The following is an 18952-nucleotide window of genomic DNA, read 5'->3' on the forward strand; positions in this document are numbered from 1 at the left end:
ATGTCGAACCGATACTTCGTTCGTAGCGTCAATCCCGGTACCGCCACAGCGCATTACGTTGTCGCGGACTTCCAGCAGCAAAATGCTTGTGTGAACGTCTACTTCGATCAACAGGCCGCGATCGAAGAGGCACGCTGGCTCAATCGCGGGCACCACCGCCGCCTGCTGCGTCAGGCCAGTTTCGATTCCCCGACAGAGTCCCCGACCGCCGTGCCCTCGCCAGCGTGGGAGGGGGATTGGCTCGGTGCGGGCCGTCAATCAGGCGTCAATGCCGACAATCCCGTGGCCGACAACGCCATGGCCCCACCGCCAACCGCTACCGGCAAGCCCGGGCAGACGGTTGGGGCCCCTGATCCCAAACAGGCGCGGCTAGACCGTTTTCTGCGCCGCAAGCTGGTCAATCCCTGACGGGCGGGTCTGCCGGGGTACGATTCAATACCCTCAATAACCCCCTCCTGGATCGAGATTACCTCACGCTGAACGGCGTACGATGTGCGAGCTGCGGCCCATCAGCCGTCGCGCCCTCTCGCCGGTGAACGTACTGGATCAGAAACAGCGGGATCTCGGTAAGATCCCCCGCACAGCGCAACCGCTGCCTGGCATGCCCAAAACACTTCTCCTGTAGCGGGCCGCCATCCTCGTCCAGCAAACAAATGCCCTCTGCCCCCGTGAAGGCTCGATACTGAAAAGCCTCAGGGCCTGCCGACTCTACGTGCAATCTCTCGATCTCGCCCGCCTGCGCCAGCGCGACAAATTCATCAAAGCTCATTGCTGCCTCCCTGCCATGCACGTGCCATACAGCCACGGTTTCGCCCGCCGCCATGGATTTTTCTTTCCACGTCGCCAACAGCCGCACCAGCGTTCATATCCTGGGTTAAGTTTATGAATTAACTGGCATATTCAGTAAGACTATACGTACGGGAATTCTTGTACAACTTTTGAATTCGTGCCACCTTAACGTTGTCGACAGGGATGTATCGGCACGGATTCAGCAACGGATGCTGATGCCAACGGGCACGGATCGCCCCCCCATGCCGGGTCAGAAGCACCGCCTCGGCTACCAAGGAGAATTACCATGAAACCCGAGATCATCTGTCATCGCTGCGGCCATACGGAAGCGCCCGCGGCGACCGACGCCAACGATTGGGACGAGATCAATTGCATGGCATGTGGGGAATTTCTCACGACGCATGACTACCAATGCGCGATCGCGTCGCGGGACTATCAACTGCATGCGCTCAGCCTGTCTATCGAGCACATCATCGCGATGAGTCGCTCCAAGGCCGGTGGCGGGCCCGCCGGACGAATACTGCAGCCAGCGGCTTGACGTGGATCATCAGCCCTTCTCGCCCCGCCGCCGATCACCTCGATAGTGGCTAACCTGTCACCGACAACACTCCCGCCCTTCGCCTGCCTGGCTGGCAAACGAATGCGAACGACCCCGCCACGACGTTAGGCAGATCTAGAACGTGACATTGATAAAGCAGCTATTCTGATGGGGATAAGCTGGCATGATTCTCTGAATGGGGATGGAAAACGCGGCCAATGCCACGTCATCTTCGCGAGGTGAAACCACCATGGATGCCACGTCTCTCTATCGGGCAACTGTCGTCGCGGGAGCGTTCTGCCTCGCCACCCCCGCTTTCGCGCAGGAGGTCGCCGACCGCATCTACTCGGGAGGACCGATACTAACCATCGACGACGCCCGGCCGACCGTTGAGGCCGTCGCGGTGAAAGATGGCCGCATTTTGGCGCTAGGCACGCACGAGGAGATCGCAGTCCACCGTGGCGACACCACCGACGCTTACGATCTGAACGGTCGAACCCTGATGCCCGGTTTCGTGGACAGCCATGGCCATGTGGTAATGGGCGGGCTGCAAGCGTTGTCGGCCAACCTGCTAGCGCCGCCGGACGGCTCGGTCACCGACATTGCCAGCCTGCAGAACACCCTGCGCCAGTGGGCCGATGCGCATGCCGACACGCTGGAGAGCGTGAAAATGATCATCGGCTTCGGCTACGACAACGCGCAGCTGGAGGAACTTCGACATCCGACACGTGAAGAACTCGACGCGGTATCGACCGAATACCCCATCATGATCGTCCATCAGTCCGGGCATCTCGGTGTCGCCAATTCCAAGGCACTGGAGATGGCCAGCATCGACGCCACCAGCAAAGATCCGGCGGGCGGCGTGATCCAGCGTGGCGCGGACGGCGAGCCCAACGGAGTGCTCGAGGAATACGCCTTTTTTACGACGATCGTGCCCTTGCTCTCGACACTCGGCTCGGAGGGGATCGAAGCGTTCGCCGAAGCCGGCGCCGAACTATGGGCCAGCTATGGCTATACCACTGCACAGGATGGGCGCTCCTCTGCCGGTATCGTCGAAGCCCTGAAGGCGATCGACGTCGAAGGAGCGCTTCCCATCGATGTTATCGCCTACCCGGACGTGCTCGAGGCGAAGGATTACATCGAAGCGAACGTATCGCGGGACTACACCGGCCACGTGCGGGTCGGCGGCTGCAAACTCACCATCGACGGCTCGCCGCAGGGCTTCACCGCGCTCCGCGACCGCCCCTACTTCGATCCGGTCGGTGACTATCCGCCCGGCTACGCGGGCTATGCCGCCGTCACCAGAGCGCAGGTCCAGGAGGCGATAAACTGGTGCTACGAGCGCGGTATCCAGGTCATCACCCATGCCAACGGCGAGGGCGCCTCTGACATACTGATCGCCGCGCTCACCTCGGCGCAGACGCAGTACGGCGACCCCGGCAACCGGCCGGTCCTGATCCACGGCCAGTTCCTGCGCCAGGACCAGGTGGCAAGCTACCAGCAGCTGAACGTCTTCCCATCGCTGTTTCCGATGCACACCTTCTACTGGGGCGACTGGCATCGCGAACACACGGTCGGCCCGGTGAACGCCGAGAACATCTCGCCCACCGGCTGGGTGCGCGAACGCGGCATGCGCTTTGGCTCCCACCACGACGCGCCGGTGGCGTTACCCGACAGCATGCGCATCCTCGATGCCACGGTTACCCGTCGCACGCGCTCCGGCGATATCCTGGGGCCGAGTCAGCGCGTCGACGTCATGACGGCGCTCAAGGCGATGACGATCTGGCCTGCCTGGCAGCAGTTCGAGGAAGCGGAAAAGGGCAGCCTCGAGCCCGGCAAGATCGCCGATTTCGTGATTCTGTCCGACAATCCTACCGCCGTGGATCCCGAAACCCTGGATCAATTGCAAGTGCTGACAACCATCAAGAACGGCACCGTCATATATGAAGCCCCGGTGGACAGAGGCTGGGTAAGGGCTGAAATGCCACCCATGGCCAGCGCTCCCGATACCGCCGATCAGCTACTACATGCTATCAACGCCGGATTTTTCCGGCAGACGGCACATTGAGTCCCAATCAGCGCTCGCAACCATACCGCTCTCCGGGGCTGCTTCCCGCCCATCACTCGTCAGGTCAGCCAAAAAGCCGGCTCAGCGCGTTACCTGGATCGATCTGAAACCGGACACGACGGCAACTCATGCCACCCTGGCAAAACGGGAAAACAGTCACTTACGGAACAACGGGGCGAGCTTACCTGATACACCTTGCATCAAGTAAGCATTTGGATTTACTATGGAAATCGCATTGCGGGTGTAGCTCAATGGTAGAGCAGAAGCTTCCCAAGCTTAAGACGAGGGTTCGATTCCCTTCACCCGCTCCAAGCCCCCTTCCAGAAACATCCTAGAATGCTACCCGATTTCCCCTAACGCCCTGCTTTAAAGGCGTTTTCCTGTCTTTGTATGTCCACACATTAATAGCCATAGCAGCGAATAGCGTGTATGGCCTATTGTATGGCCGGGTTTCAGCCATACACGGGGCTTTTTGATGAAGCGCGACCAAATCAAGCGGCGCCCTCTTGCGGATACGGTACTGGCCAAACTTGAGCCAGAGGCGAGGGAGTACCGTGAAAACTACGGTGTCGATCGCCTCTATTTCGTTGTCACTCCTTTTGGCAGAAAGCGCTGGGAACTGCGCTACAAGAAGCCGCATACCGGTAAGTGGGCCTGGATGGGGCTCGGTGGCTATCCGGATACCAGCGCCAAGCAAGCCAGAGGCAAGGCCAAGCAGATCACAGAGCTGCTAGCGGATGGGATTGATCCCATTGAGCACAAGTCCGGTGCCCATGAGCACCCCTTTCGAGAAGTCGCCGAGACTTGGTACCGGGACAAGCTCGACCGCGGGCGCGCCGAAAAGACGCTCAAAGGGATGCGCTACTGGCTGGATAACGACGCCCTGCCCGCCTTCGGTGATAAGGCCATTCAACGCGTTACCCGGCGAGACTGCGCCAAAGTACAAGAGGCTATCGAAACGCGAGGCGCCTTCAACACCGCGGAGAAATCGCGAACCTGGCTAAACCAGATATTTGGCCGCGCGATCGCGCAGGGTCATACCGAGAACAACCCCGCTTCGAATCTGGCCGACATCGCCGCGCAGCCGCCAAAGGAAGAACGCTACCCTCACTTGCTCGAGCCGGAGCTTCCAGAGTTCCTTCAAGCCCTACGCGCCTCTCCCAGCAAGACCATTGTGAGAACTGCCGCCTGGATGGTGGTGCGCACCGCTTCGCGCCCGGGCATGGTGCGCTGGGCCGAGTGGTCGGAGCTGGATGGCAAGGTATGGCGGGTACCGGCAGAGAAAATGAAGATGCGACGCGACCACGTGGTACCACTGACACGACAGGTCCTGGAGCTGCTCGAGAAACTACGCCCCTTCACCGGCCGTTCCCGCTACCTATTCCCCGGTGAGGGCGAGAAGTCGCCAGTTATCTCGGACATGGCCATCAACACCTGTTTCTCTCGCTTGGGCTATAAGGGAAGAATGACCGGCCATGGGTCGCGACACACCGCGAAGACATTGCTTGCCGAGCACGGCTGGCCTGCCGACTGGACCGAGGCGATGCTGGCCCACACGAAAAAGGGACTGGAGGGGATCTACAACCAAGCCGAGTATCTCCGGTACCGGAAACGAATGATGCAGTGGTACTGCGACTATCTCGACGCTTTGGAAGCCGGGATGACAGACCAGGACCGGGAGCGGTTCAGAAGGCGGGTGGAAAGCGAGAAATCCTAGGTTGGCACCTAGCTCGGCGGCGGGCGCCGCCGAGCTGTATAGCGAAATCAGCCGCACTGGCAGTCGTGGCCGCAGTCCTTGCTACCATCAGCATGGCCATCGGCGCATGCCTGGCAGCAATACAGCTTCCCACCCGCTTCGATAGACTGATCGGTGACTTTGCATTCGCACTTCGGGCAAGCACAGGTTTGCTGAGACATTGGAAAGCTCCTCTGTTGGCGATCTCAATCTAGTCCCCTCACCCGGTGTTATGTCATCACACGGCATGATGCGAGCCACGGAATGCTTTCCCTCAAACCCCACACACTAGCCCGCTCTCCGCGATCTGATGTGCCCGCGCATTCCCGATGCCACTGATACGCGTCAGATCGTCAACGCTGCCCCAGGGGCGGCCGTCGATGATGTCCTGTGCCCGGGCCGGGCCAACATTGGGCAGTCGGTCGAGATCGTCGGCTGAGGCCGTATCGAGCAAGCTAAGCTGACCGTGTCGCATCCAAAGCAGAGAGGCAGCGTATGTTCAGTCACATCATGATCGGCGCCCGCGACTTTACTGGGCTGACAAACTTCTACGACAAGGTTCTTTCCCCGCTCGGTCTGGTCAGGTCCGAGGTGCCCGCCTCAGCGAGTATTTGGCATTATCCGGGGCAAAGGTGGCCGCTGTTTGCAATCCGCGAACCGTTCAACGGCTTGCCAGCCACGTGGGGTAACGGCACCCAGGTCAGCTTTTCCGCCGCCTCCGTCGAGACGGTAGACGAAGTGTGGAAACGCGCGATCGAGGCAGGAGGCGCAGATGAAGGAAAACCTGGCCTTCGCCCTCAGTACGCCGAGGATTATTACGGCGCGTATTTCCGGGATCCCGAAGGCAATAAACTCTGTGTCGTACACGTCGGAGGGTTACCGGCCCAGCCCACGTGATCAGTCACACACCAGCTCACTCTCCGCGATCTCATGTGCCCGCGCATCCCCGATGCCACTGATGCGCGTCAGATCGTCAACGCTGCCCCAAGGGCGGCCATCGATGATGTTCTGTGCCCGGGCCGGGCCGACATTGGGCAGTCGATCGAGATCGTCGGCTGAGGCCGTATCGAGATCGATGCAGCCGGCGCCAGCGGCAGAGGCATGATCCCCCTCACCCGATATCTGATCAGCCCCCTCGAATCCCGCCTGCGCGTTGCCAGTGGTCAGGTAGATGGGGGCGTGGTCTGAAACGATGTCGCGCGCGGTGGCGTGATCGATGCCGAGCATCTCAGGAAAACGGACGATGCCGGAAACGGCGACGTTGAGCTCGGCGGGGTCATACCAGAAATTGTCATAGAGGCTGGCGTATCGCCCATTGGTCTCGCTCAGGGTCGTGGCACCGCGGGTGATAGCTGGCTGGGCACCGGTATCGCGCAGCGACTGCCAGGCCGTATTGCTCGGCGGCAGGTTGAAGTCGCCGGCGATGACGCGGGCACTATCCGGATAGACCTCGCGCATCCACTCCCAGATGCTGGCCAGCTCGCGGATCTCCGGCGTGCGATCGGCGCGACCCTCGCCATAAACGATATGCACTGCGGCCATCGCGATCTTGTCGCCGGTATCCTTGTCACGGAACTCCGCCAGGTACGGCTCCCGTGCGAACAGATCGCCGGGGTCCAGATACACCACGGCGCCCTGGGTATATGCGACAGCGCTATCTCGCCACAGGTAGGCGTAGCTCTCGCGGTAGGAGTTGCGGCCCACAGCGTGAGAAGCCATTGAGCTCCATTCCTCGCTAGTCTGACGCTCCAGCTCGTGCTCGAGCTCGGTGACCGCGCTTTCATCCATCACTTCTTCAAGCGCCCAGAGATCGGCGCCCCTGGCTACCTCAGCGACCGCGTCGAGGCGTTTGCCGTTGTTCCAACCAAGATGCTTGAGGTTCCAACTGCCAACAGCGATTGCTGCGGAAACTGGCGTTGTGGCAACTAACGCCGCTACTGCCAAATATCCTCGCGCAGATCTTGCTAGCGAATGTGTCATTATGTTACAAACCTTAATAACCTTATGTTACCACATATTAAGATACCTTACTCCAGCTCAATAGGTCTATATGAATGAAGCAGACAACCGAAGGGCTGCTCGCAATTTTCGACATAGTTAATAACTGGCTTAAGTTCGCTGAGCAAAAGACTGGCGTCATTATAGTTTTAAACTCTGGCCTCTCTTGGGGCGTTACGCGTCTTTCTCAATCGCTCATAGAAAAAACTGGGTTTGCAGCATTAACAAGCATCACCATTATTTCCATGTCAACCACCCTATGCATAATATCCTTACTACCAATAATGCAAAAAATGCTATGTGGACGCCCTAGTATCCAAACAGAAGAAAAACGCAAAAGCTGCATTTATTTTGGCGATATAGCCGGAATGACAAATACAGAGTTTTCCAACGCTTACGCTAAAAGCAATGGAATTGAAACTGACGAATTAAATGGTTTTGACAAGGACATTATAGACCAAATAATAACAAACTCAAAAATAGCACTAGAGAAGTTTTTTCTAGTAAGAATAGCAAGCTGGTTAACTTTCATTGGACTAATAATTTTTCCTTTAGGAATGCTATTATCACTAACCTGACAGGCACATAAATGATCTCCAAAACACAACTACCTGAGAACCTGAGAGAAATCATAAAACGTCAAGACCAAAAATATGGCACTGAGGTTGACATCGTAGATCGTGACAGATTGCCCTCTGTTGATGACATACCGGGAGAGGATTCGGCACGCAGAATTCGAATCAAAGATGTAATCTGCGTTTTTGTAGATATGAAAAATTCGACAAAACTATCTGCAAGGCAACACGCTAAGTCTACCAGCAAAACGTATACTCTTTTCACTGGAACAGCGACCAGGATATTTAGGCAACTTGATGCATCTTACATAGATATAAAAGGCGACGGAGTTTTTGCTCTATTTAATTACGATCAACCACACACTGCTTTAGCTGCAGCGGTTACCTTCCGAACTTTCGTGCAAGAGGTCTTCTCAGCTAAAGTAAAGTCTAAGACAGATATTGACACAGGCGTCCACATTGGCATCGATCAATCAGTACTTGTTGTTCATAAAGTTGGCCTGCGACCCCATGCACAAAGGGACGACATGCATAATGAGGTTTGGGCGGGCAAGGCGGTCAATCAAGCCGCCAAATTAGCAAGCCTTAGCTCTGACGATGAAATTCATGTTTCAGAGACTTTCTATAAAAAACTGAAATCCAAAGAAGCACTTTACTGCTGCAGATGCTCTCCGCCAACGCTGCTATGGAATGAGGTTGATGTTAGCTTGGACGAAAGATTTAAATTTCGAACCGCCCATGTACTCAACAGCAGTTGGTGTAAAACCCATGGTGCTGAATATATGCAAGCAATCGTGGACGCGGATTAATATTCCTTGACTGGACGTTTGCCTCAAGCCATGATTGTCCCGCTGCTGCAAAATCAGTGGCCGGGTTTGGTCGCCCGAACAGCATACAGGCGCACGAAGGCGCCACATGGCGCTTTTTTTGTGCCCGTCAGTTAGTTAGTAGTTATGGCGGGCCGTGCACGGGAGCCTTCGGGCTGCCGGGTTTCCCTGTGTGCCCCGGTCGACCAACCCGTGTACGGTCCGCCCCCATCCATTTGGTCGTGGATAGCGGACTTCCAATAAAGCACACGGGAGTTTCCAATCATGGCTACGCAGGCCACTACCGCCCTACCGGTATTCACCGGCAGCATCGAGCAGGAAGCCGCTCATCTAGTTGACGCTCGCACACTGCATCGCTTCCTAGAAGTTGAAACCCATTTTCGAACCTGGATCAGCCGTCGTATCGATGAATACGGATTCGCTGAGAATCAGGATTTTTTGGTCGCTCAAAACTGTGCGACCAAAGGTCGAGGCGGCGACAGGCGCTCGAAGGACTATCACCTCACCCTCGACATGGCCAAAGAGCTGTCGATGGTCGAGCGCAACGAGAAAGGCAAGCAGGCCCGGCGCTACTTCATCGAGTGCGAGAAGCGACTGCATGCGCAAGATCCGGAAGGTGGCCGCCGCATCGCCCAGGAGACGATCGGTACCGATGGCCTGCACATGCTGCGCGAGCTGATCGCGAAGAAAGTCCGCCCATTGCCCGGCGCGGTTCGCCCTGGCGCCCAGCGGCGGCTCTGGAGTCTGGTGCATACCCGCTTCAACGTACCCAAGGGTGAGCTGATCGCCGCCAACGATCTCGACGCCGCGGCCAACTTTGTTGCCAGCGTGGCGATCGAGGGCGAGTACCTCGAGGCATCCAGCCGCCAGCGCGCCTTGCCCGGTACCGGCGCCCCCACCGGCAGTCGGGAAGCCGAGACGCTCTACTACTCGCTGATCGCCTGGCAGCATCACGTCCAGGTGCTGTCGCGAGACTTTGAGCAGATCATCCGCCCGGTGATGAGCCGGTCCGCGCCGGAACTCTGCGAGCGCTGGGCCAAACGCTTCGACACCATCGACAACTGCGCGGGCGAGTGCATCGCCCTCGCCCGCCGGCCGCTCGGCGCCAGCGCCATTCCCGCCCGCCCGAGCGTACCGACCAATCAGCGCCAGATGCTAGCGAGCCATGCGGCAGTACTCGAGCGGGAGTTCGTCGAGATCGTCGGCCCCGCCATCCGACCGCTGAACCGCCAGCTGTACGGCAACTGGCGCGAGCGTATTGGCGTGCTCTCTCGCTACCTGCGGGACGCCGCCGAGCGCTGATCGCAGGCGCAAAAAAAGCGCCCCGGCTGGGGCGCTTATCTCCTGAAATCCTGTCTCGCCTACGCTGCCCTGACAGAGCAATCGGCAGAGCTTGCTTCACTTTCAAAACCTAGTGAGAGGGTTGCGTGGCGTAAATATCACCGCGTGCCGACAAGACAAAATGTCGATCTTCAAACAGACTGAATAAAACCAGTGCAACCAAGTCATTACCACACAGGTCGAGGTTTTCTTCGATAACTCGTTGTTGATAATCAAATTGCAGCCGTGTAATGCCATGGCGCCGACCGGTCGGCAAGATCAGATTAGTACCTTCGGCAAAATCGACGGTTAACTGCCGCTTGCCAGCGCCTTTGAAGCGCGCTGCTTCGACTTCCTCGTCATAAACACGATGTAGTGTCTGGCTATTGCCTGCGGCATCGCGCACGATAATATCGCTATCAGTGAAGTCGCTATCCAACGCCTCACGCTCCGGCACATGAAAACGTCGTTCTTGACCTTCGCTCTGTCCAGAAAAGACGAAATCCGACAGTTCCGGAATGATCACCTGACGGTTGACGATGCGCTCGGCTAAATCGTCCAGCCAGTCTAGCTGTAGCGCCTGCCCCAGGGTGACCCACTTAACCTGACGCTGCACCTGCCCTTGTATCCATGCATCGCGGCTAATGCCAACGCCGGTAAGCAATACCAAACAGCTCAGCTGTTCCTCCTTCACTCGCGCCGCAGCTTGGTCAATATCGGCAACCTCAATACGTCGCTGCGAACCCTCAAAACTGACGACACTGTGTAGCACCTGGTTTTGACCATTATGATGGCGCGTGTGAAGCTCGGTATCAGCCGTTGTGTTCAGCAACTCAATGGATGGGTGACGGCTTAGCTGCTGCCTGATCAAAGCTTCCAGGTCTACTGTCGTCGAGGGCAGTTCATTCATCGTGTGTACACGCTAGGTCTGTGCAAAAGGCAGGTTCTGGTCATTTCCCCAATGCTACCGCAGCACGGAAGGAAAAAGCGCAGAAGATACATCAGCCGATCGACATCGGTACGCGATGCGTGAGCCTTGGCAAGCCTGCCGCCAAGTCGTCGAACTGCTGCATGAACTGTACAAGGTAGAGAGGCATATTCGTGATGTCGCCGGCGTCCCGCAGCCGTTGCCGTGCTTGGCTGAGATCCCTTTCCTGGATTGGCGAGCCATCTTCATTGAGCAAGCAAATGCTCTCCTCCCCGATATACGCCCGATACTGATAATCCGCTGGACTGAGGGCCTCTATGTGGAGACGCTGTACCTGCCCATCCTGCGCAAGTGCTACAAATTCTTCGAATCTCATTCTTTCTCCTTGGCAAAGAGCGATACGACTCATCTTGTTAACACAGGTTAAGTTTATGATTGCCCATGCCTTTCTTTGGCATCCTTTTACACTAAAGTATTCTTGTACAAGTTTTTGAGTCGTGCCAAAATGCACTTGCCGATACGGATCATCGGTTGGATTCAGCAATTGACGCCGAGACCATCGGCAGGGATTGCCCCTACATCGCCGAACCAGGATGGTTCGGCCAAGCTCCAAGGAAAGCGCTCATGGAACGTGAGATTTCATGTCACCGCTGTGGACACCTGGAAAACCTAACGGTAGCTACGGGCAATGCCTGGGACGAAATCAATTGCACAGCATGTGGAGAGTTCATCGCGACACGCGATTATGGCTCTCCCATGATGGGGCGAAGCTACCAGCACTACATTCTCAGTCTTTCTATCGATGCGATCGCAGAGATGTCGCGTTTCGAGGCTGGTCAACCTGCCACGTTGGAGAACGTCGCATGATTAAAGTCACGCTAGGGCTCACATGCAGTGTTTGCAATAGCCAGCAATTTAATCTTCCAGTCGAGCCGTGCGACGGAGACAGGGTGTATTGTGCCAATTGCGCAGCGTACCGCTGCCGGGTGGAAGACCTCGAGCGCGCAATGGTAGCAACGAATACACGGCCCTCGCCGACCCGGCCGGCCGCCGCATAGATTCGAACCAGGTTCCCGCCTGCCACGCCCACCGCCGCGGCCTTTTTATCGATACCGCAAGACAACTAGCAGCAGCCCAAATCCTTCCGCAGAAGTATCGCGAGATCACTCGGGTTGCGATATCCCAGAAGGGAGCACGCCTCCTGAACGTTCATGCCATTGGTGATGTACTCCATCGCAACCAATCTGGCGAGCCGGTCTCGCCATGCGAGAAAGCTCAAATTAGTCTCCTCGAAGAACCGATTTGCCACATGCTGCCGAGGCACGCCGGTCCAAGAAGCCCAGTCATGAAGTGACCACCTACGCCCCGGATATCTCATCACGCCGCGCGCAATCTTCATCAGCCGGGGGCTCTTTGGTAACGGCACGCAAATGCCCACGCGACGGGAGTGAGATATCTCGCTTCGAAGCCAACCCTGGAGTCTCTTGGGAATCTCTTCTCCAATGCCATTGACGAGATGCCCCACTAGAGAATCACTCAGCCCCTCATCTATTTGCATGACATGCGATCTGGCTGGCAGGTCGTCACAGAGAGTCTTTGAGATACAGCCTGCCCAGCCGCTATAGCTGTAGTCTGAACGCCAAGAGTGTTCCATACCACTCGGTAACCAGATAGCTTGGCTACGAGATACCAGCCAAAGACACTTGGCAACCTGAACCCTTACCGAGCCTTCCGTGACCATCAGCAACTGCCCCCGAACACTCGGGTAGGTTGCCATATTCCTACGCTGTTCAGATTCAACCTTTGCCAAGAGGACGCCCGGCCCATCTTCCAAGGAAGCAATTCTTCTAGACTGTGTGATTGCCATGCCCTTCCTCTCGGCGACACCAGAAGGCACTCGAGTTCCTCCGACCGTGGAGGTGAACAATCGCACAGCACTTGTCGCTACAAAATTAACTTGGGTTAAATTTTGTTCGAAGAAAACTTCATATCTTTATCGCACTAGCAAAAACGTAACCCCCAAGAGGCCGCTGTCAGCAAGTTCTCTGGTCATTGGCTAGATGATAGGCTTAACTGCCGAGACGCTTTCGAGTGGCTCCGAGTACGTCTTCCAGCGTTAGAGGGCGATCGAAGTAGTATCCCTGCCCTGTATCACATCGGAATTTTGTGAGGCAATCGACAGTCTCTTGATCCTCGATGCCTTCCGCAACTATCTCAAAGCCAAAATGCTGAAGCATCTGGATCAGACGGAAGACGATGGCCCGACTACCGGCATCCCTGGCTATATCACTGATTAGGCTTCTATCGAGTTTCACAACATCGGCAGGGATCCGCCGCAAGTAGTTCAGGTTGCTGTAACCGCTGCCGAAATCATCTAGTGCTACCCTCACTCCTGCAGCTTTCAGTGTCTGCAGGGCTTCCACTGCCCGAATATCTTGCAGCAGCTCCTCCATCTCCAGGCATTCGATCTCCAAATATCCCGGCGCGGCGCCATACTCTGCCAAGATCGAGAGCACATCAGCAGCGAACTCATCCTCGACCAAGTTAGTGTTCGTGACGTTGACGGAGACCACCATTGACAACCCCTCGCGCTCAAAACGTTTTATGGCCTGAGCCGCTTCGCAGATGATCCATCGCGTCAACGGATTGATCAGTGTGGTCTGACTGATCAGGGGGATAAAATCCATGGGCGGGACCTCCCCATACTGCGGATGACGCCAGCGTAACAAAGCCTCGATCCCAACGACCTCGCCAGACAGAAGGCTCACCTTGGGCTGATACAACAGGTACAACTGGTCAGAAGCATCGAGTGCCGAGGCCATACCATTCGTGAGATCCAGCTGCCGCCGCTGAACTTCGTCGAAAGACTCAGAGTAAGGCGTGGTGGTACTTGCGTTATTCAAGGCCTCATGCAGTGCGCTGAATGCCCGACGGAATGCATCTACCGGCTTGGTTAATGCTGGTTCGAAATCGTAGTAACCAGCTTTCAGATTTAACCTGATAGGTAGTCTTGTACGGAATTCGCGCCCGGATACGCGAGCCCCTAAAGATTCAAGGACTTCGAAGGTATCTGCCTTATCATCTTGCCTCAGTAGGATGGCGAACCGGGAAAGCGTCACTGCATAAAGAATGTGGCTCGGTGGGAGAGAGATTCTCAGAAGATTGGCAATATCTTGGGACTGACTTTCAACAGCGTCGATGCCAAACGCCCTAACAAGCTCGTAGTAATAACCCGGCTTGGTGGTTTCTACGAACATCAGCGTTGAGGGAAGCGCCTGCTGCTCCGGCGGACGCTCGTGAAGCGTCTCCAGATCGCGGAGGAGCTTCTGACGATTGGGTAGCATTGTTACAACGTCGATGAATCCGACGTTGTTGCTAGTCTCAAGGATATCCCGTGCTAGCTCGGCCAGAGAGAGAAGTGTCTCTCGCTCCCGGTCAGTAAGCTTTCTCGGCTGATAGTCGATAGCACAGACACATCCGATCGGATGCCCCTCGCTCGTGACCAGCGGTGCGCCGGCATAGAAGCGAATGTGGGGCTCAGCCAATACCAGCGGGCTATCCCTGTACTCGTGATCCAGCACCGTGTCTTCGATGACAGTCAGTTCGTTACGCTCAACAGTGCGTTGGCATATGGCAAGATCGGCGGGCGTTTCGCTCAGCAGAAAATTGTACTTTGCCTTGATCCACTGACGCTCAGTTCCCAGCAACGTGACCAAACTGGTCGGAACGCCAAGCAACTGAGTGACGAGCTTGGTGATCTGGTCAAGTGATCGGTCCGGACCCAACTGTGCCAATCGTTGAGCCTTGAGCATCGCCAGCTTGTGCCTCTCACTATTGTTCAAGTTCCGGTCAACACCCACGCAGCGTCTCCTGTGGCCTTAAGAGTGGCCTAATCCACATGAATGCATCTATCGACATTTTTGAGCGGAAATGAACACAACTGCAAGTACACTACTCATTTGTTGCACGACGCCAAGCCTCTGATGTCGATCCTCAGCGTGACTATAGGGAAATCGAGCCTCTTGCTTACCTGATAGCTCCTGCCTGATACTGTATTTATATATAGCATCACGGGAGCAAGCTGTCATGTCTGCCACTACCAAAGCCGCCGTTTCCTACCAGTCACTCGCCCGCCGTATTCAGCAGCAGGTCGCCCGGGCGCGCGACCGCGAGCAATTTGCGGTTACGCTCTATCGATTCGATGAGGACGACCCGAGTGCCTGGGACCGTATCCTCGATGAGTTCGCCGAGCTCGACTATGTCTCCGTCTCGCGCGTCGGCCCGGCTGAAGCGCTGGTGTCGTGGAACCCGACCGAGGCGGAGGCCGCATCATGAGCCTGCATGTCGAATACCTGGGCCAGCTCGATGAGAGCGCACCGTCAACGCTGATTCCTCTCGCCGCCGGCGAGGCGCGGGCCGGTTTCCCCTCACCCGCCGATGACTATCTGGAGACGGAGCTCGACCTGATCGCGCATATCGTCCAGCACCCGAGTGCGACGTTCTACGTGCGTGCCAAGGGGGATTCGATGGAGCGCTACGGGATCTACAGCGAAGACATCCTGATCGTCGATCGTTCGCTCGAACCGCGGGACGGCGACACGCTGATCATCGCACTCGATGGCGAGATCACGTGTAAACGGCTTGGCACGATCGGCAAGCGCCCCTACCTGCTCGCCGGCAATCAGAACTATCAGCCGATCCCGCTGCTCGGGCGTGAATGCCATGTGTGGGGCGTGGTCACGCATAACGTGCACTCGCTGCGCCGGGGGCGGTGATGATCGGCCTGGTCGACTGCAACAATTTCTACGCGTCGTGCGAACGCGTGTTCCGCCCGGACTGGGAGGGCCGACCAGTCGCGGTGCTGTCGAACAACGACGGCTGTGTGATCGCGCGGAGCAATGAAGCGAAAGAGCTGGTCGAGATGGGCGCCCCGGCGTTCCAGATCTCGCCGGCAGCCCGGCGCGAGCTGATTCTGGTCTCGAGCAACTACACGCTCTATGGCGACATGAGCCGGCGCGTGACGTCGACGCTTCGCGAGTTCACGCCGGACGTCGAGATCTACAGCATCGACGAGTCGTTCCTGGGCTTTGAAGGGTTCCCCGTCGAGAAGCTCGAGGACCATTGCCAGCGGCTGCGCTACGTCGTGCGGCGCAACACCGGCATCCCCGTCAGCGTCGGGCTATCGACCAGCCGCACGCTGGCCAAGGTCGCCAACCGACTGGCGAAAAAACAGGCCGCCTACGAGGGCGTTTGCCTACTGCAGCCAGACAGCGATATCACACGAATGATTCTTGAGGATCTGCCGGTCACTGATCTCTGGGGCGTCTCCGGCAGGCTGGGCCAGCGCCTGGGCCAGATGGGCATCGTCACGGCCTGGCAACTGCGCGAAGCCGACCCGAAACGTATCCGCGCCCGGTTCTCCGTCGTGCAGGAACGCCTCGTCTATGAGCTACGCGGGATCAGCTGTATCGACACCGACGACCTGGGCGAGCCCAAGCAAAACATTATGACGTCCCGATCATTCGGCCGGCTGACGAGCGACCCGCAAGAGGTTCGCGCCGCGATCCGCGCGCACGCTGCCCGCGGAGCCGAGAAGCTACGCAAGCAGGGCTCGGTTGCCCGGGCGATCCAGGTGCACCTGAAAACGAACAAGCATCGCGAGGACCTGGCGCAGTATCACCCGGCTCTGGTCGTCCAGCTCCCCCACCCCAGCAACGACACACGCGTGATCGTTGGTGCCGCCCAGGCAGCGCTCCAACGCCTATGGCGTGACGGCTACCGCTACATGAAAGCCGGCGTGATGATGCTCGATCTGTGCCAGAGCGACTCCCTACAGCACGATATTTTCGACTCGCCTGACAGAGATGCTGAGCGGGAACGGTCGGCTAAGGCGTCGGCAGTCATGGATGAGCTGAACCGGAAAATGGGGAAAGGAACAGTCCGGCTGGGGGGCACCAAGGGCAAAGCTGCGTGGAAGCTGAAAGCGGAGCTGCTGACCCAGCGCTACACGACACGGTGGCACGAACTGCCGGTTGTTTACCTGAAATGACGAACCCCAGCGTAGGGCCAGAGCCGGATAGCTGACACTGGTATCGGCCACCGTGCGAACGGCTGATCGAATATCACACGGTCTATCGCGGGGAGATTTACAGCGGGCCATGCCGCATCGGGCAGTCGCCGGAAACGCGGGATTGGGGCGCACTGACGCACCGGGTCGTGCTGCTATGCAACGATCCCGGCGCCGCGCAAGTGTGGCGGGAAAGCGAAACGGGGCGGCCGGAAATCGGCCCGATTAAAAGATAAATAAAGAATCCATTCTTTATTAAATCCGGAAAAATACTTTTTAATATATAGGGCGGAAAAATAAATCCATGTCACCTATTGCTACCGTGATTATAAATCAGCTACAATGTAATTGTTCTTTAGGGACGTGCTGAAAATGACCTAAAAGAGCAAAACCATTTGATTTTTAATTTATGCCACATCGCGAGGGAAAAATGATTCCATAAGTGAAAGGCAGTAGACTATAAGGATAACCTTAATGAACCCAATAATTGGAGTTTTTGACAAAGTAAGTGGGAATATGAAGAAGACTTTTAACAAGGAAAACAAGGGGACGGGCGATTACGTCCTGTGCTCAATTTACCTCATCGGCTCGTTTTTGGTGCTGTTGGCGATGGCTTACACCCATACGCTGGCGTGGACGGCAATGTCCTTCGCTATACTCTTTTTCATAGACAGGACTCTAGATAGGTTCTTCCCAAGAAAGCAGTAGAAAAGAGACCTCCCGACAGGGAGGCCTTATCCTTTCCATCACCACCCAATCGACTCCAGCGTCTCGCGGTCGCCGGCTTCCAACGCCGTGGCGATACGATCTTCTTTTGCCTGCCGTTTACCGGTGGCAATGCCGCTGGCGTTGATCCAGGCATCAGACTTCGCAATCACGCGCTCGATGATATCGGCCTTGGGCATACTGCGGCCCTGGGCGATGTTGGAGAGCAGCGGCGTGGCAGGCTCGACGCCTTCCTCGCCCGCGTCCTTCCACGCCTGCCATTCCCGCGCTTCGCGCTCCTGCCGATCGAACGTCAGCTGTTCGGCTTCCGGGTACTCGCGCAGGATCGCCGCCATTTCGGCCTGGTACGCGGCGTTGATACGAGACATGGCGGCGGTGGTTAATGTCTGAATTGATGCGCCCGGCGGGGTGGCTAATTTATCTCCATCGAACAACCACCCCGGCTCGACCTCAGATTTGCAAGGCTGCCAATCTAACGAAGGATGAAATCGGCCTTCCGGGTCAATATCCGTGATTTCGGTCACGACGCCATTATTGATTAGTGCCCACATATCACCACTCCACGATTACCATGCCATCTTTGCCGCTGCCGGCCGTATTCGGAGAGGTGCCACCCGCACCCGACGCCCCAGCGAATCTTCCGTTGCGGTTGTTTACTGTGTCACCCGAACCCAAACGCTGCCCGCCTGACGACCCGCCACCTAGTGGCCCCGGCCGGCCTGGGCGAGGTTGTTTGCCCAGTTCAGTCGACTCATGTGTCGCGGAACCGGCGTTACCATCAATGTTGATATCTCCACCAATCCCCCGCCCAGCTTCAGCCGCTTCGACATGAGGCCCAGGCCTTCCCCCTTCACCACCTGTCGCGGAAAAATAGGGCCCAAACGATGAAGATCCACCGGACGATCCCTGAGCGCTAGTGCGTGAAGACCCCCTAAGGCCAATGGTGATCTGAACTGCATCGACTCCCGTTAAATCAACCATTCGTATTGCGGCGCCACCGGAAGCTCCCTCTTCGCCGACATAACCACTATCACCGGCACCACCGCCGCCACCCGCGCCGACAACAGTGACGCGCGCTTTTCTCAATCCTTTCTTGAGCACGTCCGGCACTTGCCACGTAGTAATCCCTGCCGAATCGAAAACGGCGATGTTTTGTCCCTGAGACAACCCGCCTGTTAGCGCTTGCAGCAGCTGATTACCGGCATCCCCCTCGGAGCCATTGAGGGTCAGCCCGGCGGCTTGAATGACGTTGGCGATTTCATCCATCAGGGCGTTCATGAACGCCGCGCTGACCTGCGTGGCGGGTGAGCCGGCGGCGGGGTCGCCTTCGGTGAAACGGTTGTCTTGCGTCGCGCCGGGCGCGTCGATTCGATGCATGCGT

21 protein-coding genes and 1 tRNA gene are annotated in these 18952 nt (G+C 57.1%); 13 read left to right on the forward strand and 9 right to left on the reverse strand.

Going from position 1 to position 18952, the window contains the following annotated elements; translation table 11 throughout:
- Positions 1-408, forward strand: a complete 408-nt coding sequence (locus MC381_RS05265) for a hypothetical protein (protein WP_251976687.1) — start codon at positions 1-3, stop codon at positions 406-408.
- Between the two features lie 58 nt (positions 409-466).
- On the opposite strand, the gene MC381_RS05270 is transcribed toward MC381_RS05265, so the two are convergent.
- A complete protein-coding gene (locus MC381_RS05270; RefSeq protein WP_251976688.1) occupies positions 467-856 on the reverse strand; it encodes a hypothetical protein in 390 nt (129 codons plus the stop codon).
- A 219-nt stretch (positions 857-1075) separates the two neighbouring features.
- Between MC381_RS05270 and MC381_RS05275 the strand changes: the two genes are divergently transcribed.
- The 4 genes from MC381_RS05275 (at position 1076) to MC381_RS05290 (ending at position 5112) form a co-directional block, all read left to right on the forward strand.
- On the forward strand, positions 1076-1327 hold the full coding sequence (locus MC381_RS05275; protein WP_251976689.1) for a hypothetical protein: 252 nt from the start codon (positions 1076-1078) through the stop codon (positions 1325-1327).
- A 250-nt stretch (positions 1328-1577) separates the two neighbouring features.
- Complete coding sequence (locus tag MC381_RS05280; RefSeq protein WP_251976690.1) at positions 1578-3395, forward strand: amidohydrolase; 1818 nt, start codon at positions 1578-1580, stop codon at positions 3393-3395.
- 237 nt (positions 3396-3632) lie between these two features.
- A tRNA-Gly gene (locus tag MC381_RS05285) sits at positions 3633-3706 on the forward strand.
- Positions 3707-3870: 164 nt separating this feature from the next.
- Positions 3871-5112 (forward strand): tyrosine-type recombinase/integrase, encoded by a 1242-nt coding sequence (locus MC381_RS05290; protein WP_251976691.1) that lies wholly within the window; start codon positions 3871-3873, stop codon positions 5110-5112.
- A 47-nt stretch (positions 5113-5159) separates the two neighbouring features.
- On the opposite strand, the gene MC381_RS05295 is transcribed toward MC381_RS05290, so the two are convergent.
- On the reverse strand, positions 5160-5312 hold the full coding sequence (locus MC381_RS05295) for a metallothionein (protein WP_251976692.1): 153 nt from the start codon (positions 5310-5312) through the stop codon (positions 5160-5162).
- A gap of 92 nt (positions 5313-5404) precedes the next feature.
- Positions 5405-5605 (reverse strand): ComEA family DNA-binding protein, encoded by a 201-nt coding sequence (locus tag MC381_RS18385; protein ID WP_374708157.1) that lies wholly within the window; start codon positions 5603-5605, stop codon positions 5405-5407.
- Positions 5606-5625: 20 nt separating this feature from the next.
- On the opposite strand from MC381_RS18385, the gene MC381_RS05300 reads away from it, so the two are divergent.
- Positions 5626-6027: a VOC family protein gene (locus tag MC381_RS05300; protein ID WP_251976693.1), complete on the forward strand. Its 402-nt coding sequence runs from the start codon at positions 5626-5628 to the stop codon at positions 6025-6027.
- On the opposite strand, the gene MC381_RS05305 is transcribed toward MC381_RS05300, so the two are convergent.
- A complete protein-coding gene (locus MC381_RS05305) occupies positions 6028-7110 on the reverse strand; it encodes a helix-hairpin-helix domain-containing protein (RefSeq protein ID WP_335342009.1) in 1083 nt (360 codons plus the stop codon).
- A gap of 74 nt (positions 7111-7184) precedes the next feature.
- On the opposite strand from MC381_RS05305, the gene MC381_RS05310 reads away from it, so the two are divergent.
- The 3 genes from MC381_RS05310 (at position 7185) to MC381_RS05320 (ending at position 9832) form a co-directional block, all read left to right on the forward strand.
- Positions 7185-7706, forward strand: coding sequence for a Pycsar system effector family protein (locus MC381_RS05310; RefSeq protein WP_251976695.1), 522 nt, complete (start codon positions 7185-7187; stop codon positions 7704-7706).
- Between the two features lie 11 nt (positions 7707-7717).
- Positions 7718-8512 carry an adenylate/guanylate cyclase domain-containing protein gene (locus MC381_RS05315; RefSeq protein WP_251976696.1) on the forward strand — a complete coding sequence of 265 codons (795 nt, stop codon included), beginning with the start codon at positions 7718-7720 and terminating at the stop codon, positions 8510-8512.
- Between the two features lie 282 nt (positions 8513-8794).
- The gene (locus tag MC381_RS05320) at positions 8795-9832 is read left to right on the forward strand and encodes an antA/AntB antirepressor family protein (protein ID WP_251976697.1); all 1038 of its coding nucleotides are present in this window, start codon (positions 8795-8797) and stop codon (positions 9830-9832) included.
- Between the two features lie 109 nt (positions 9833-9941).
- On the opposite strand, the gene MC381_RS05325 is transcribed toward MC381_RS05320, so the two are convergent.
- Together MC381_RS05325 and MC381_RS05330 are read right to left on the reverse strand one after the other, a co-directional pair.
- A complete protein-coding gene (locus MC381_RS05325; RefSeq protein WP_251976698.1) occupies positions 9942-10760 on the reverse strand; it encodes a hypothetical protein in 819 nt (272 codons plus the stop codon).
- A gap of 91 nt (positions 10761-10851) precedes the next feature.
- Positions 10852-11154, reverse strand: a complete 303-nt coding sequence (locus tag MC381_RS05330; RefSeq protein ID WP_251976699.1) for a DUF6482 family protein — start codon at positions 11152-11154, stop codon at positions 10852-10854.
- Positions 11155-11402: 248 nt separating this feature from the next.
- Here MC381_RS05330 and MC381_RS05335 point away from each other — a divergent pair, with 248 nt between their 5' ends.
- Positions 11403-11645, forward strand: a complete 243-nt coding sequence (locus tag MC381_RS05335; protein WP_251976700.1) for a hypothetical protein — start codon at positions 11403-11405, stop codon at positions 11643-11645.
- A gap of 1202 nt (positions 11646-12847) precedes the next feature.
- Here the strand turns inward: MC381_RS05335 and MC381_RS05340 are convergent.
- On the reverse strand, positions 12848-14638 hold the full coding sequence (locus MC381_RS05340) for a bifunctional diguanylate cyclase/phosphodiesterase (protein ID WP_251976701.1): 1791 nt from the start codon (positions 14636-14638) through the stop codon (positions 12848-12850).
- Between the two features lie 226 nt (positions 14639-14864).
- Between MC381_RS05340 and MC381_RS05345 the strand changes: the two genes are divergently transcribed.
- Genes MC381_RS05345 through MC381_RS05355 form a run of 3 tightly spaced genes read left to right on the forward strand, consistent with a single transcriptional unit; the run spans position 14865 to position 16827 of the window.
- On the forward strand, positions 14865-15113 hold the full coding sequence (locus MC381_RS05345; protein WP_251976702.1) for a DUF1654 domain-containing protein: 249 nt from the start codon (positions 14865-14867) through the stop codon (positions 15111-15113).
- Positions 15110-15553 (forward strand): LexA family protein, encoded by a 444-nt coding sequence (locus tag MC381_RS05350; protein ID WP_251976703.1) that lies wholly within the window; start codon positions 15110-15112, stop codon positions 15551-15553. Before MC381_RS05345 ends, MC381_RS05350 begins: the two co-directional genes overlap by 4 nt.
- The gene (locus MC381_RS05355) at positions 15553-16827 is read left to right on the forward strand and encodes a Y-family DNA polymerase (RefSeq protein ID WP_251976704.1); all 1275 of its coding nucleotides are present in this window, start codon (positions 15553-15555) and stop codon (positions 16825-16827) included. The genes MC381_RS05350 and MC381_RS05355 overlap by 1 nt, the downstream gene beginning before the upstream one ends.
- A gap of 764 nt (positions 16828-17591) precedes the next feature.
- Here MC381_RS05355 and MC381_RS05360 read toward each other — a convergent pair.
- Both MC381_RS05360 and MC381_RS05365 read right to left on the reverse strand, forming a co-directional pair.
- Entirely contained in the window at positions 17592-18122 is a 531-nt protein-coding gene (locus MC381_RS05360; RefSeq protein ID WP_251976705.1) for an HI_1402-related protein, read from the reverse strand.
- 1 nt (position 18123) lies between these two features.
- Complete coding sequence (locus MC381_RS05365) at positions 18124-18948, reverse strand: glycine-rich domain-containing protein (RefSeq protein WP_251976706.1); 825 nt, start codon at positions 18946-18948, stop codon at positions 18124-18126.
- Positions 18949-18952: the final 4 nt, after the last annotated feature.

Source organism: Salinicola avicenniae (assembly GCF_023736115.1).
GTDB lineage: Bacteria > Pseudomonadota > Gammaproteobacteria > Pseudomonadales > Halomonadaceae > Salinicola > Salinicola avicenniae.

Bases quoted from the DNA above. Each gene is read 5' to 3' on its own strand.
- MC381_RS05265 (WP_251976687.1), top strand. From the start codon at position 1: ATGTCGAACCGATACTTCGTTCGTAGCGTCAATCCCGGTACCGCCACA.
- MC381_RS05275 (WP_251976689.1), top strand. From the start codon at position 1,076: ATGAAACCCGAGATCATCTGTCATCGCTGCGGCCATACGGAAGCGCCC.
- MC381_RS05280 (WP_251976690.1), top strand. From the start codon at position 1,578: ATGGATGCCACGTCTCTCTATCGGGCAACTGTCGTCGCGGGAGCGTTC.
- MC381_RS05290 (WP_251976691.1), top strand. From the start codon at position 3,871: ATGAAGCGCGACCAAATCAAGCGGCGCCCTCTTGCGGATACGGTACTG.
- MC381_RS05295 (WP_251976692.1), bottom strand. From the start codon at position 5,312: ATGTCTCAGCAAACCTGTGCTTGCCCGAAGTGCGAATGCAAAGTCACC.
- MC381_RS18385 (WP_374708157.1), bottom strand. From the start codon at position 5,605: ATGCGACACGGTCAGCTTAGCTTGCTCGATACGGCCTCAGCCGACGAT.
- MC381_RS05300 (WP_251976693.1), top strand. From the start codon at position 5,626: ATGTTCAGTCACATCATGATCGGCGCCCGCGACTTTACTGGGCTGACA.
- MC381_RS05305 (WP_335342009.1), bottom strand. From the start codon at position 7,110: ATGACACATTCGCTAGCAAGATCTGCGCGAGGATATTTGGCAGTAGCG.
- MC381_RS05310 (WP_251976695.1), top strand. From the start codon at position 7,185: ATGAAGCAGACAACCGAAGGGCTGCTCGCAATTTTCGACATAGTTAAT.
- MC381_RS05315 (WP_251976696.1), top strand. From the start codon at position 7,718: ATGATCTCCAAAACACAACTACCTGAGAACCTGAGAGAAATCATAAAA.
- MC381_RS05320 (WP_251976697.1), top strand. From the start codon at position 8,795: ATGGCTACGCAGGCCACTACCGCCCTACCGGTATTCACCGGCAGCATC.
- MC381_RS05325 (WP_251976698.1), bottom strand. From the start codon at position 10,760: ATGAATGAACTGCCCTCGACGACAGTAGACCTGGAAGCTTTGATCAGG.
- MC381_RS05330 (WP_251976699.1), bottom strand. From the start codon at position 11,154: ATGAGATTCGAAGAATTTGTAGCACTTGCGCAGGATGGGCAGGTACAG.
- MC381_RS05335 (WP_251976700.1), top strand. From the start codon at position 11,403: ATGGAACGTGAGATTTCATGTCACCGCTGTGGACACCTGGAAAACCTA.
- MC381_RS05345 (WP_251976702.1), top strand. From the start codon at position 14,865: ATGTCTGCCACTACCAAAGCCGCCGTTTCCTACCAGTCACTCGCCCGC.
- MC381_RS05350 (WP_251976703.1), top strand. From the start codon at position 15,110: ATGAGCCTGCATGTCGAATACCTGGGCCAGCTCGATGAGAGCGCACCG.
- MC381_RS05355 (WP_251976704.1), top strand. From the start codon at position 15,553: ATGATCGGCCTGGTCGACTGCAACAATTTCTACGCGTCGTGCGAACGC.
- MC381_RS05360 (WP_251976705.1), bottom strand. From the start codon at position 18,122: ATGTGGGCACTAATCAATAATGGCGTCGTGACCGAAATCACGGATATT.
- MC381_RS05365 (WP_251976706.1), bottom strand. From the start codon at position 18,948: ATGCATCGAATCGACGCGCCCGGCGCGACGCAAGACAACCGTTTCACC.